General features: G+C 33.4%; 13 protein-coding genes. All 13 read right to left on the bottom strand.

Translation table 11 applies throughout. From position 1 onward, the window contains the following. Nucleotides 1-161: 161 nt before the first annotated feature. Nucleotides 162-1,019, bottom strand: coding sequence for a hypothetical protein (locus H0V01_06140; GenBank protein MBA2582952.1), 858 nt, complete (start codon nucleotides 1,017-1,019; stop codon nucleotides 162-164). Nucleotides 1,020-1,100: 81 nt separating this feature from the next. Further along, on the bottom strand, nucleotides 1,101-2,729 hold the full coding sequence (locus tag H0V01_06135) for an acyl-CoA carboxylase subunit beta (GenBank protein ID MBA2582951.1): 1,629 nt from the start codon (nucleotides 2,727-2,729) through the stop codon (nucleotides 1,101-1,103). 96 nt (nucleotides 2,730-2,825) lie between these two features. Further along, nucleotides 2,826-3,359: a HEAT repeat domain-containing protein gene (locus H0V01_06130; GenBank protein MBA2582950.1), complete on the bottom strand. Its 534-nt coding sequence runs from the start codon at nucleotides 3,357-3,359 to the stop codon at nucleotides 2,826-2,828. A 60-nt stretch (nucleotides 3,360-3,419) separates the two neighbouring features. Further along, nucleotides 3,420-4,076 carry a YggS family pyridoxal phosphate-dependent enzyme gene (locus H0V01_06125; protein ID MBA2582949.1) on the bottom strand — a complete coding sequence of 219 codons (657 nt, stop codon included), beginning with the start codon at nucleotides 4,074-4,076 and terminating at the stop codon, nucleotides 3,420-3,422. A gap of 3 nt (nucleotides 4,077-4,079) precedes the next feature. Then, nucleotides 4,080-5,324 carry a DUF1015 domain-containing protein gene (locus H0V01_06120; protein MBA2582948.1) on the bottom strand — a complete coding sequence of 415 codons (1,245 nt, stop codon included), beginning with the start codon at nucleotides 5,322-5,324 and terminating at the stop codon, nucleotides 4,080-4,082. Continuing rightward, entirely contained in the window at nucleotides 5,324-6,271 is a 948-nt protein-coding gene (locus tag H0V01_06115) for a D-2-hydroxyacid dehydrogenase (GenBank protein ID MBA2582947.1), read from the bottom strand. Before H0V01_06115 ends, H0V01_06120 begins: the two co-directional genes overlap by 1 nt. 26 nt (nucleotides 6,272-6,297) lie before the next feature. Beyond that, nucleotides 6,298-7,371, bottom strand: coding sequence for a 3-phosphoserine/phosphohydroxythreonine transaminase (gene serC / locus H0V01_06110; protein MBA2582946.1), 1,074 nt, complete (start codon nucleotides 7,369-7,371; stop codon nucleotides 6,298-6,300). Between the two features lie 86 nt (nucleotides 7,372-7,457). Then, on the bottom strand, nucleotides 7,458-8,288 hold the full coding sequence (locus tag H0V01_06105) for an outer membrane beta-barrel protein (protein MBA2582945.1): 831 nt from the start codon (nucleotides 8,286-8,288) through the stop codon (nucleotides 7,458-7,460). A 224-nt stretch (nucleotides 8,289-8,512) separates the two neighbouring features. Further along, nucleotides 8,513-8,986: a hypothetical protein gene (locus tag H0V01_06100; GenBank protein MBA2582944.1), complete on the bottom strand. Its 474-nt coding sequence runs from the start codon at nucleotides 8,984-8,986 to the stop codon at nucleotides 8,513-8,515. A gap of 255 nt (nucleotides 8,987-9,241) precedes the next feature. After that, nucleotides 9,242-11,026: a DUF3300 domain-containing protein gene (locus tag H0V01_06095; GenBank protein ID MBA2582943.1), complete on the bottom strand. Its 1,785-nt coding sequence runs from the start codon at nucleotides 11,024-11,026 to the stop codon at nucleotides 9,242-9,244. Between the two features lie 468 nt (nucleotides 11,027-11,494). Beyond that, nucleotides 11,495-11,902, bottom strand: coding sequence for a BON domain-containing protein (locus tag H0V01_06090; GenBank protein ID MBA2582942.1), 408 nt, complete (start codon nucleotides 11,900-11,902; stop codon nucleotides 11,495-11,497). A 77-nt stretch (nucleotides 11,903-11,979) separates the two neighbouring features. After that, a complete protein-coding gene (locus H0V01_06085; protein ID MBA2582941.1) occupies nucleotides 11,980-12,165 on the bottom strand; it encodes a BON domain-containing protein in 186 nt (61 codons plus the stop codon). Nucleotides 12,166-12,213: 48 nt separating this feature from the next. Next, the gene (locus H0V01_06080; protein ID MBA2582940.1) at nucleotides 12,214-12,885 is read right to left on the bottom strand and encodes a BON domain-containing protein; all 672 of its coding nucleotides are present in this window, start codon (nucleotides 12,883-12,885) and stop codon (nucleotides 12,214-12,216) included. Nucleotides 12,886-12,960: the final 75 nt, after the last annotated feature.

Here is a 12,960-nt window from a genome sequence, read left to right as displayed (position 1 = left end):
ATAGCCATGTTATATTCATTAGCGTTTGTGAACGGTTCGTGCATGGCTATTTCATATGTAAAAAATTGTATTTTAATTGCCAAATTGTATATCCATGTTTCATTCATTCCTGTTTGTTCCGGGATTGAGCATGGCTATATCCTAAAGAGTAATAAAACTTGTTATAAATTTCCAGCAATAATTTTTGATCTTAAATCTTGTACTTTGGAAGAAAGCAATTTAAGTTCTTCTTCTTTCATTATAATAGCTTCGGATGTTTCTTCCGTTTCTTTGGTAAATGAATCAAAATTAGTTTTTATATCCTCTAAAGCTGTTATTAATTTTGGAATGCTTTCATTTGCATTTTGCTTTACTTTTAGTGCTTTTATCAGGTTATCAAGAATAATAAATTGTTCTCCAAGCCTGTTGGAAAGCTTTTGATTGTTTGCTTTGCTTACAGCTTTGGAACCAATATACATACTTTCTATCCATGCTCCTGTGAATATAAGCACCGCTAAGTGTTCTTTTTCATTTTCTTCAAGATAAGCATCCATATCCATTTGCAAATCAGAAATAATATAGGCAAGTGAATCTTCATTTCCCATATTACTTTCAAATCTTGTCAAAAGTGTTTCTGTTTCGAAAATACTTGAAAGACCTAAATCAGAAGAAATATCTTTTATTGTTTTTAGATTATTAAGGGCATCCTGTGTTTGATTATTAATAATTCCATAGGCTAAATCGGCAGAGTAAACACCCATTGCCAATGATTTGCTAAAAATTCCGGCATAGTTCTTTGAATTTGAAACAGGATTCGTTAAACCTGAAATATATTCTAAACCAGAACGCTTGAATATTGATGCAATTTGCAAAGGAGAAGGAAGGATATAAGTAACATTTTGGTCACCTAAATCGCCCTGAACTGTTTCAGTCTCAAGTTGAACATTTTCCTTAGGTACTTCTGTTTGGCAGGAAGAAAGAACCAAAGAGAAAGAAATAGCAGATAATACAGGAATAAAAATGTAAATTTTTCTAATCATAATGAGTTGAGTATTAAAAATAAAAAGCACAAACAAATGTATAATATTATTTTAAATTCATTTTGTATTTTGAAAAATAAATCAGGTTTGAATAATACCTACATTAAATTTCTTTTCAATTGGTGCATTGTTGGCAACTTCTATGCCCATTGAAATTACTTTTCTGGTTTCAAGCGGATCAATTATGGCGTCAATCCATAAACGTGAAGCAGCATAATAAACTTTTGTTTGTCTGTCATAACCATCCTTTATTTTGTTGAATAGTTCTTCTTCATCTTCCTTTGTAATTTCTTTTCCTGCAGCTTTTAAGGAACTTACCTGGATCTGTAATAAAACTTTAGCAGCCTGGGCTCCACCCATTACTGCAATTTTTGCACTTGGCCATCCAACAATTAAACGAGGATCATATGCTTTTCCGCACATGGCATAATTTCCGGCACCATATGAATTTCCAATTACAATGGTAAATTTTGGAACCACTGAATTTGCCATTGCATTAACTAATTTAGCCCCATCCTTAATAATTCCTCCATGTTCTGATCGTGACCCTACCATAAACCCGGTAACATCCTGTATAAATACCAGTGGAATCTTTTTTTGGTTGCAATTCATTATGAATCTTGCTGCTTTATCTGCTGAGTCAGAATAAATTACACCGCCAAATTGCATTTCACCCTTCTTGCTTTTAATTAGTTTGCGCTGGTTGGCTACAATGCCAACAGCCCAACCTTCTATTCTTCCAAGTCCGCAAACAATGGATTTACCGTAATCCTCTTTATATTCTTCAAACAATGAATCGTCAAGTAAGCGCTTTAAAATTTCCTTTATTTCATAGGGTTTTTCACGTGAATCAGGAAGAATTCCATAAATTTCCTGCTCATTTTCTTTTGGTGGTTGTGGCTCTATCCGATTGAATCCAGCCTTATCAAATTCACCTATTTTATCAAAAATATTTCGTATAGAATCAAGACATTCCTGGTCATTTTCACACTTGTAATCAGTAACTCCTGAAATTTCACAATGTGTTGTTGCTCCTCCTAAAGTTTCATTGTCGATACTCTCTCCAATTGCAGCTTTAACAAGATAGGAACCAGCAAGAAAAATTGTTCCGGTTTTGTTTACAATAAGAGCTTCATCGGACATAATTGGCAAATAAGCACCACCTGCAACGCAGCTGCCCATAACTGCAGAAATTTGAATAATTCCCATGGAAGACATTACAGCATTGTTCCTGAAAATTCTACCGAAATGTTCTTTGTCCGGAAATATTTCATCTTGCAAAGGAAGAAATACTCCAGCACTATCAACTAAATATATAATTGGAAGTTTATTTTCCATGGCAATTTCCTGTGCCCTGAGGTTTTTTTTCGCAGTAATTGGAAACCAAGCGCCTGCCTTAACTGTGGCATCATTAGCTACAATAATGCATTGTTTACCCTTTACATAACCAATTACCACAACAACCCCCCCTGAAGGACAGCCTCCGTGCTCCTCATACATTCCTTCACCAGCAAAAGCTCCGATTTCAATGGTTCTACTACCCTTGTCAATAAGATAATCTATCCTTTCCCTGGCCGTTAATTTTCCATCTTTGTGCTGTTTTTCAATTTTTGTTTTTCCTCCTCCTAGTTTAACAACTGATAGTTTTTGTTTCATTTCTGAAACCATCAATTTGTTTACATCTTCATTTTTATTAAATTCCAGATTCATTGGTTTTTCATTTAATTATTGGCAGTGGCAAACTTAATGAAATATTTTAGCAAATGGTATATAAAAGAGAAGGGTAATGCATCAAAGCATGAGAAATTATTCCGGTTCACCGGAAGCTTTAATATCAACAAGAACTTCCCAAAGGCTATTTAACAAATCAAACCTGGATGGATCCTCATCTGCTGCATTTTTTGTTTTTTCAATAAGTTCATCCATTTTTGGAACATTAAAAGGACCTACCATATTTTCAATTACTGTAAGACATTCAAAGGCAACACAATAATTGGAATTAATGGCCAATTCAACAAAAAAGTTCAAATATTTTGAACAATCCATTCCTGATTCCCAACAAGCCGAAATAAGAATGTGTTGAAATTCCAGATTTGCAGGATTAATGATTTCCATTACCAGAGCAGGAAGGGCTTTTATGTTTTTTAAGTCAAACAACAAATGAGTAATTTCATTCTTTATGTCCTCATCAGGATTGTTAACCAGGGTTTGAACAAGAAAGGGAATTGCCTCTTCAGTTCCGTTTAAGCGAAGCGCTTGTATGGATTTTAGCACATCTGCGTTATTTGCAGACTCAAGTGCTTTTACATGTATTTGTGTTTTTTTATTTAGCGTTTCCATTTTATAAATACTTAATAAACGATATCTTAAATAAACTAAATTACTTTCTTTTTAGTGTTTTTATCTGTTACCAAATATGGCACTACCTACTCTAACCATTGTACTTCCTTCTTCAATGGCTATTTCATAATCTCCACTCATACCCATGGAAAGTTCGGAGAAATCGGGATTGTTGATTGTTGATTTTAATTTATTAAAAAAAACCGAAAGCGAACGGAATTCATTTCTGATTACGGTTTTATCTTTTGTAAATGTAGCCATGCCCATAAAGCCTCTTAAAACGATGTTTTTTAAACTTTTTAAACTTTCGGAATGAATTATTTGTTCAGCTTCTTTAAAATTCAAACCGAATTTTGTTTCCTCACTAGCAATATGGATTTGCAAAAGAACAGGGATTGTGCGGTTATATTTAACTGCTTGTTTATTTATTTCTTTTAATAATTTAATTGAATCAACACCATGTATAAGGCTCACAAAAGAGGCGATATGTTTCACTTTATTTGTTTGAAGATGCCCGATTAGGTGCCATTCGATGTCCTTTGGCAATTTTTCCATTTTATCAACCAGTTCCTGCACTTTATTTTCCCCGAATATTTTATGTCCACTATTGTAGGCTTCAATAATTCCTTCTATGGGTATTGTTTTTGAAACAGCAATCAGTTTTACCTGCTTAGGCAATTTTTTTTTAATTTGCCCAATATTGGCTTCAATACTCATAAATCAGGATAAACTGTAAATAGTTAAACCATTTCTTAACTTAGGTTCTACCCATGTTGATTTTGGAGGCATGGATTTTCCTTCATTGGCAACTGCTTTTATTTGATCCATGGTTACTGGAAATAGTGCGAATCCCACTTTCATTTTTCCACTGTCTACCTGGTTTTTTAATTCTTCAAGACCCAATGCACCACTAATAAATCCAATGCGTTTATCTGTCCTCAAATCATTAATCCCTAATACAGGGCCCAAAATATTTTCCGATAAAATAGAAGCATCAAGTATAGCAGTTGAATCTGCTTTATTGAAAGTGCCTTCGGGAGAAATTAAGCTGTACCATTTTCCTCCCAAATACATGCTGAAATTATGTAATTTATTTGGTTTATAAATCTGGGTTCCTATTTCTTCGATTTTAAAATTAAGAGAGACCTTTTGTAAAAAATCAATTTGAGATAAACCATTCAAATCAATCACTACACGATTGAAATCTAATATTTGAACCTGATCTTCAGCAAAATAAATAGACATGAAAAAATTAAAAGGCTCCTGTCCCGAATAATCTTTATAATATTGCCTTTTTGCTCTTCCAAGCAGGGCAGAGGAAGCAGAGCGATGGTGACCATCAGCTATGTAAATTGCAGGCATCCTTTTAAATAAGTCAACAATTGCCTGAATTTTGTGGGGATTGTTAACAAGCCATAGTTTATGCCTGTTTTTGTTGGTTGTGCTAAAATCATAAACCGGCTGATTATTTATGATTTCATTTATAATTTCATTTATCTGATTATCGGCAGGATAAGTTAGACAAACAGGTTCTGCATTAAAATCACATATTTCAAGATATTTTTTGAGCGTTTCCTCTTTGTGAGTTATTGTTTGTTCATGAATTTTGATTACTCCGTTGAAATAATCATCAATGCTGGCACAACCGATAATGCCAGTATGTGAACGTCCATTTTTCTCCTGGCTGTATATGTAAAGGCATTCCTGGTTATCCTGAATGAAAATTCCCTCTTTGATAAAAGATATGAAATTGGATTTTATTTTATTTAATAATTCAATTGAACCAGGTTTACTCCTTGTCTTTTTACCAAAATCGGGTTTAATAATACGTAAAAAAGTGTAAGGGTTTTCTTTTAGCTTGGCTTCCAGCTCTTCGGGTTTATAAGTATCTATAGGCCTTGAAGCAACAAGATGAACTTTGTCAGGTGATGGCCTGATTCCTTTAAAAGGTTTTATAACAGCCATTAATTTTTTAAAATTTCAATGATTTTTTCCGCAAGTTCAACCCCTATTCTCTCTTGAGCCTCATTGGTAGCAGCGCCAATGTGGGGAGTAAGTGATATTTTAGGATGTTTAAGAAGTTCTTCATTAGGGGCAGGTTCATTTTCAAATACATCTAAAGCAGCATGAGATACAAAACCCGCATTTAATGCCTCAACAAGATCTTTTTCATTTATTACCCCACCTCGAGCGGTATTAACAATTGCAACGCCTTGTTTCATAATTGAGAATTCTTTTTTACCTATAATTTCTCCTCCCGGAACGTGTAAAGTAATAAAATCAGAAAGATTTAAAACCTCTTCTATAGAAACAGTTTGAACCTTTATTGAATGGGTTGAACCATTATAAAATTCAAGTATAACCTCTGCAGATTTGCAAAATGGATCATAAGCTTTAATACTCATTCCAATGCCTATTGCATATTTTGCCACAGCTTGTCCTATTCTTCCAAATCCGATTATTCCCAGGGTTTTTCCTCTTAATTCAGAACCAAGTGCATATTTTTTCTTTAAAACCTGGAAATTAGCAGCACCATTTACAGGCATTTCCCTGTTAGAATCATATAGAAAGCGAACCATTGAAAACAAATGGGCCATAACAAGTTCAGCAACTGAATAACTGGAAGCGGCAGGAGTATTAACCACAGAAATACCTTTTTTTAAAGCATATTCAACATCAATATTATCCATGCCAACACCACCTCTGGCTATAAGTTTTAATCCCGGGCAGGCGTCAATTAAATCCTTTCTAACTTTAGTAGCACTTCGCACAGTTAGTGCAGAAAATTTTTCTGTGTTAAGAAAATCAATCAATTTATCCTGGGGTACATTTTGTGTTTCAACTTTAAATCCTGCCTGTTCAAGTAAAAACTTTCCTTTATCGTCAATGCCATCATTGGCAAGTATTTTTATCATTTTATGGTTTTTTTTGGTTGGGTTTAGGCAAACTTTGCTTCAAAAGTCTTCATTACATCAACAAGTACTTTTACACTCTCAAGAGGTAATGCATTGTATAAAGATGCGCGGTATCCACCCACATCACGATGTCCTTTCAGACCACTTAAATTCGCCTCTTTTGCCAATTTATCAAATTCTGGTTCAAATCCAGCATTTTTTAGAATAAAAGTAACATTCATTTTAGAACGGCTGTTCTTTTCAACCGTGCCAACAAACATGGAGTTTCTGTCGATTTCGGCATATAATGTGGCTGCTTTTTCCGTATTTACTTTTTCAATCCATTGCAGACCACCGTTTTTTTTCAGCCATCTAAGAGTAAGCATTGAAACATAAACTGGGAAAACCGGAGGAGTATTATACATAGATTCGCTTTTGATATGAACTCTGTAATCCAGCATAGAAAGCATTTCCATATTAGTTTTTCCTAAAAGTTCATTTTTTACAGCCACCATAGTTGCTCCCGCAGGCCCCATGTTTTTTTGTGCACCGGCATAAATTAATCCAAACTTATTTCCATCAATTTTTCTGCTAAAAATATCAGAAGACATATCACACACAAGTGGCACTGGGCTATCTGGAAAATCTTGCATTTGTGTTCCGTAAATAGTATTGTTGGAGGTAACGTGAAGGTAATCCGCATCAGATGGAATTTTATATCCAGTTGGGATGTAACTGAATTTTTTATCCTCAGAAGTTGCAATAACTGCAGTATTTCCTATTATTTGTGACTCATTAATGGCTTTTGTTGCCCATACCCCTGTATTCACATAAGCTGCATAACCATCATTGGTTAACAAATTATAAGGAACCATGGCAAACTGCAAAGAAGCCCCACCACCTAAAAACAAAACAGAATACTCATCAGAAAGATCTAATAGTTCTTTAGTAAGAGCAATTGCCTCATCCATTACCTGGATAAAATCTTTACTTCGATGGGATATTTCAAGCAGAGAAAGATTAAGATTATTGAAATTTAAAACTGATTCTGAAGCTTCCTTAAGTACTTCAGCAGGTAAAATCCCTGGGCCTGCACTGAAATTATGAACTTTTGTCATAGGTATTTTAAGTAATGTGTGAGAAATTTATTGAGACAAAATTAACGAATTAAATATACTTATTAAAGGATTAAACTATCTGAAATTTAACCAAAACTAGGTTTGTTTATTTTAGGCTTAACCCGGACATAAAAATTACTTAAGGGATAGGAAAGTATAATTTGATAGGCAGAATGTGCATTTTTGCTTGAAAATGTTTCTTCATTGTAATTCCACATCCCTCTTGTGTACCTAAAACTAATGCAAAGGTCATTTTCCATTTTGAAAGAAATATTACCTGTAAAACCTAAATCAAATGAACTGAACCTGTTTTTAGATGGCATTTCGGAGGTTTGTGCTTCCTTATATGCAGGATATAGGCTTTGAATTACAAAACCGGCTTGTGGAAATGAATCTATTAAATGAGTTGCATCTAGTAATGGTATATCTTCTTTGTAGGTTATAAAACTTTTTGCTGAAACAAGGTAGGAGCCATAAACCCCTAAGCTAAGATCTAAAAAATTAAAAGCAGAATAGGTTAATATTAGTGGCAATTCTATATAATTCATGTTTACTCTTGCCTCAGTTCTCTGGTAAACATTCAAATCAAAATAACCAAGAAAACCTGCCAAATCATCAGTGTTAACAACATCTAACATTTGAACAATTTTAAGCAAAGAAGTAGTGTCAGTTCTTGAGTAACTGCTTGTTTTGTATGTATAATATAACTCTGGTTGCAGGCTAAGGTGTTTATTAAATTTGTAATTAAAATAAATTCCTGCATTTAGTCCCGGTTTTAATACCTTCCCATAATCAACGGATGGGGTTTCAATAGGTATTAAATTTAAACCAGCTTTCAATCCATAAGAAGTTTTTTGTGCCCTGGTAACCTGGGAAAGAAGAAATCCCATTAAATACAAAAAAATTGATTTTTTCATGTTTATTCGTTTATATTTTCTGGAGCGAATTTAAGATATAATTAGGTTCAAATGTGTTTATTTTAAATATATTTAACATAGCAATTAAGGTGTAAATCATAAATTAAGCAAGAATTAAATCCGAGAAAGGATAAACAATTAGAAAAGAATAAAAAATCCTTAATTGTTTTATCAATTAAGGATTTAAATGAACTTAATAAATGTAAATTATTGATCAAAAAAAATTAAATTCTTTCTAATGTTGCAATGTATTTATGGGTAACTGGAATTCCATTCTCATCCATTTCGGTTTGCTCATAGGAATAAATAAACTTTGTTTTGGAATGTTCTATTATTTCTGCATTAATAGTTTGATTTTCAGCACCAATCATTGCTTTGATAATTTCATTTTCAATAATTATATTTATAACTATTTTTTTTCCACTTTCAGCAATAGCATATTTAAAAGGCAATGAGAATTCACCGATAACAGGAACCTTATATTTAATAGAGCCATCACAATCTCCTTTACTAACCTTGCATTTAGTGAATACATAAGTAAATGATTCATAACTTGATTTATCCATAGCAGTTCCATCCGAAGTCATGCTTGTTGTTTTCCATTCACCCTCTAGTTGCCTTACCACTTTTTGATCCTTACTACAGCTTGATATTAAAATAATTAAAGGCAAAACAGCCATGAAAATACATTTTTTCATACTCCTATATTTAAGGTTAACAACAAATATAGGGAGTAAAATAATGATTTCACAAAATCAAAATAGAAAAAACGGAAATTTTAATGCTGAAATAAGGATTAAGCTTTTTTAAATTATTAAGTGATTGAACTATCCTTCCATCTTTTTTTAATGTGTATTTTAATTCATACTATTTCAATACTAAAGGCGATGTATTCAAATAAGAACATTTGAATTCTAAAAACACAATTAATTTATGGGACCCTGTTTAACTGTTCATTTTCTTTTCCAGTTTTTAAAATGAAATTCAATTGCCCTGTCGATACTTTGCATGTTTGAGGGCAATTCTGAAGAAATAGATATATTACGGGCAGGTGTTCTTATTTGCGCTCCAGAACCAGGTGCAGGGGATGGTCTTGGTGAGGGATCTGCTCGAGGAGTTGGCGCGGACCGAGGTGTTGGAGCAGGACGTGGTGTTGGTTGAGGAGAGGGGTTCATTTCTGGTGATTGTCTGGGAGAAGGCGATGGAGCAACTCTAGGAGTTGGACTTCTATCTATTTTGGGTCTTGGTTCCATGGGCCTTTCTCTTTGAGGAACTCTTTCTGGAAATATTTCTCTCTCTGGCTCAGTTCTAGGTCTTCTTTCCGGTTCTCTTGGTCTGTATATGTCATCCATTTTTTCTCTTGGTTCAGTTCTTTGAACACCACGTTCTATGGGTGAAGGCCTTCTTGCTTCCAATTCGGGTAATTCTCTTGCAATATTATTAGGTACTCTTAATCCTGGAGGATCCAAATTCGGGTATCTTTTTGGATTATTGGCTAAAAACTCTTCTCTTGAAAGGCCGGGTCGTCTTGCTGCGTTTTCAACATACTCACTTTCAAACAATCCAAATTCACGCATTCTTTCAACATGATTACCATCATCAGCAAGTAAATTTGCTGGTATTACTTCCCGGTTGTCTTTAAGCCAAGTTGCTACACCATCTGAAATTCCTGTTGAAGAACGAGGATTGTTTTTAAAATGAGTAATAAAGGTACTGGATACTCTTGGGCGGTAATAATGATTGCTTGGTTTTTCAAAGAACCAATAGGTAAAATAATAAGAGGGAAGTCCGGTTAAAACAATTGCTCCACCATGACCATAAAAAAATCCCCAGTCATACCAGATTGGCCATCTATACCAGTATGAATATGGAAACCAATGTGGATATCCAAACCAGAAAGGGTACGAATAATAGTGATGATAAATTACTTCATTCACTTGGGTTCGTTCCTGCCTGTATTCATTTTGATCGAATCCATTATCTTCTGCATATTCTTCTGCTGCGTTTGTGTATTCTTCAAGTAATTCAGGATTTTCCTCCAGCTTTTTTTGCCATTCAGCAGTTTCCTCTGCATTTTTTCTTGCCGCCTCTATATTTAATGAATCCAGTTTTGTTTTCACCCAATCTGGTTCCCGTTTGTATAAATCACCTACAGCAACAGTCATTTTCATATTATTTGACATTATTTCAATAACCTCTGGAAATTGGATCAGGTGGTTGTATGCTTGTTGTGTTTGAGTGGGATAATTTCTAAGCACATTTTGATAAGATTCATGGGCAGTATTGTACAATTCATTGATGTTTTTTATTATCCGGTGGTTTTTTCTTCCCATTTCAAGAGCTTCATCATGAATTTCCTTTGGATAATTTTTTAGTATGTCTACAATCTCACTTTCTGATTTTCTACCGCCATCTCCCAAAGATTTCACAAGATTTTCATAGCGGGTTATATCATAAATTTTCAATTGTTCTTCTTCTGGTAGGTTTTCAATCAAAGTAATAAATTTTTCACGTGTTTGTGATTGAATGTTTTCTAATTTTAAAATTATCTCAGGATAAAGAGAGGCCTCAAGTATTGCATTTCGGGTTTCTTCAGGATAGAGACTCAATGCATCAATACTAGATTTGTCTTCTTCTATGATCTTGTAAAATGTTTGTTTCCCATTTTCTTGTGCCTTGCAATTCATTATTAACAAAGAGAAGGCAGTGGAAATAAACATAAGAGCTATTTTTTTCATATGTGTATAATTTGTTTTTTAATAGTCATCCCGATTTATCGGGATAGCCATGTTATATTCATTAGCGTTTGTGGACGGTTTGGTGCATGGCTAATTCATATGTATATAATTTATTCGTTTTTAATTTTTCCTTTAAGGAACTCAAGAATGTTAAAGGATTTGATTATTTAATTCAATGCACATTTATCTGGATTCCATGTTATATTCATTCGTGTTTGTGCATGGTTATTTCACATGTATATAATTATTCTTTTTTTAACTATTCCTCTAATCAACTCATGAATTCTAAAGCATTTTATTTGTATTTTTCATCCCGCTTTATCGGGACGCCATGTTATATTTAGGTTTTTTGCATGATTCCTGTTTGGCTAATTTTTATATTTTGTATTGACATATCAGTTAATATGGGAATTCAGGATCAAAAATCTTATTCTCTATTCCTTATTTATTTGTTTTCACATAATGTTTTTAAGTATGTCTCACAATTATATTGTCAATCACCTTTGTAATTCCAGGAGTATAAATAGCCAAATCTTTAGCTGTGGATTTAATAACATAATCTGTTACAGTTCCTGAAAGCGTAACCTTTCCCTTATCTACAATTACATTTATTTGATCTTCACTAATCACGGCATTTCTTTTAAAGGCATTTATAATTTCATCCTTGATATCATCATCTGAATATCCCCTGCTTAGTTTTACGGTTAAGTTATCAATTACATCTTCAACCCCTGGTATTCGTAAAGCATGTTTTTCTATTATATCTTTTTTCCAGAATGCATTTACAGTACCCTGTAACCAAATTGTTCCATTAACTACTTTTATATCTATTTCATTTGCATTTATTCTATGATCATAATCTAATGTTTTTTTCAATAAGGCTTTTATTTCTGTATCATTAGGAATTCGAATGGATTCGTCATATTTTATCAGGAGGTCATTTTTTATTTTTTTCACTCCAGTAACTGAAGTGCGTCTTCTTCTGCAGCAATTTTATTGTAATAAGTAGGAACTTCTCCTGAAAGGCGCACTATATCGTCCATTACTTCTACTGTGATATCGGATGCATTAACCCTATCGTGCCAATAAAGATGGTCTTTAATTCTTTTTTCTATCGCGTTAACATCAGTTGCTTCCATAGCAAGAAAAATATTTATAATAGATTTGGCTTTTTTTAGTCCTTGAATTTAGGAAACAGGTAATTTTTCCCGAATGGATATTTTATCTTTTACATTTCGGACACCTGTTGTATAGTAAGCTATTTCTCGCGCCTTAATTCTAGAGGTGTAATAAGTAACAGTTCCTTCAATTGTAACCTCACTATTATATACTTCAACAAATATTTGATTAGAGCCAATAAATCCATTTCTTTCAAATGCACTTTTTATGTCCTCAGCAATTTTTTCATCTGAAATATCACTGTGTGGAATAACCTCAATTTCCTCAACTACACCAACCACTCCAATGTTTCGATAGGCATATTCAAGAATCACGTCTTTTTTCCAATATGCATCAACAGATCCAGTGAAAGAAACCACTCCTTTTTCTACTGAAACTGAAATGTATTTTGATTCAATTCTGTGATCAAGGCTAATTTTATCGATTATTGCTGATTTTATATCTTCATCAGAAATGAAATCGGGTTCAGGATATTTTACTTTTAAATTGTTTTCTACTCTTAATACCCCTATAATAGAGAGCGCATCTTCCTCTGCGGCAATTTTACTGGAATAAGTAGGTACTTCACCTGTTAATTCAACTGTGCCATCTTTAACATTTACATTAATATCAGAGGCAATTATTCTACCATCCCAAATAAACTGGTCTTTAATTAATTTTTTTATATCAGCTATTGTCATAATATTGAAGATTAAATGAGAAACAATACCTGAAGTTTTTCATCATTATTGTGCCAATAATAATTGCCGGGATAT

Source organism: Bacteroidota bacterium (assembly GCA_013696965.1).
In the GTDB taxonomy this organism is placed as follows: domain Bacteria; phylum Bacteroidota; class Bacteroidia; order JACCXN01; family JACCXN01; genus JACCXN01.
This window is presented reverse-complemented; position numbering and strand designations above follow the sequence as displayed.

What these genes read in the sequence shown, in the direction of transcription:
- H0V01_06140 (MBA2582952.1), bottom strand. Translation starts at nt 1,019, where the DNA reads ATGATTAGAAAAATTTACATTTTTATTCCTGTATTATCTGCTATTTCT.
- H0V01_06135 (MBA2582951.1), bottom strand. Translation starts at nt 2,729, where the DNA reads ATGAATCTGGAATTTAATAAAAATGAAGATGTAAACAAATTGATGGTT.
- H0V01_06130 (MBA2582950.1), bottom strand. Translation starts at nt 3,359, where the DNA reads ATGGAAACGCTAAATAAAAAAACACAAATACATGTAAAAGCACTTGAG.
- H0V01_06125 (MBA2582949.1), bottom strand. Translation starts at nt 4,076, where the DNA reads ATGAGTATTGAAGCCAATATTGGGCAAATTAAAAAAAAATTGCCTAAG.
- H0V01_06120 (MBA2582948.1), bottom strand. Translation starts at nt 5,324, where the DNA reads ATGGCTGTTATAAAACCTTTTAAAGGAATCAGGCCATCACCTGACAAA.
- serC (MBA2582946.1), bottom strand. Translation starts at nt 7,371, where the DNA reads ATGACAAAAGTTCATAATTTCAGTGCAGGCCCAGGGATTTTACCTGCT.
- H0V01_06105 (MBA2582945.1), bottom strand. Translation starts at nt 8,288, where the DNA reads ATGAAAAAATCAATTTTTTTGTATTTAATGGGATTTCTTCTTTCCCAG.
- H0V01_06100 (MBA2582944.1), bottom strand. Translation starts at nt 8,986, where the DNA reads ATGAAAAAATGTATTTTCATGGCTGTTTTGCCTTTAATTATTTTAATA.
- H0V01_06095 (MBA2582943.1), bottom strand. Translation starts at nt 11,026, where the DNA reads ATGAAAAAAATAGCTCTTATGTTTATTTCCACTGCCTTCTCTTTGTTA.
- H0V01_06085 (MBA2582941.1), bottom strand. Translation starts at nt 12,165, where the DNA reads ATGGAAGCAACTGATGTTAACGCGATAGAAAAAAGAATTAAAGACCAT.
- H0V01_06080 (MBA2582940.1), bottom strand. Translation starts at nt 12,885, where the DNA reads ATGACAATAGCTGATATAAAAAAATTAATTAAAGACCAGTTTATTTGG.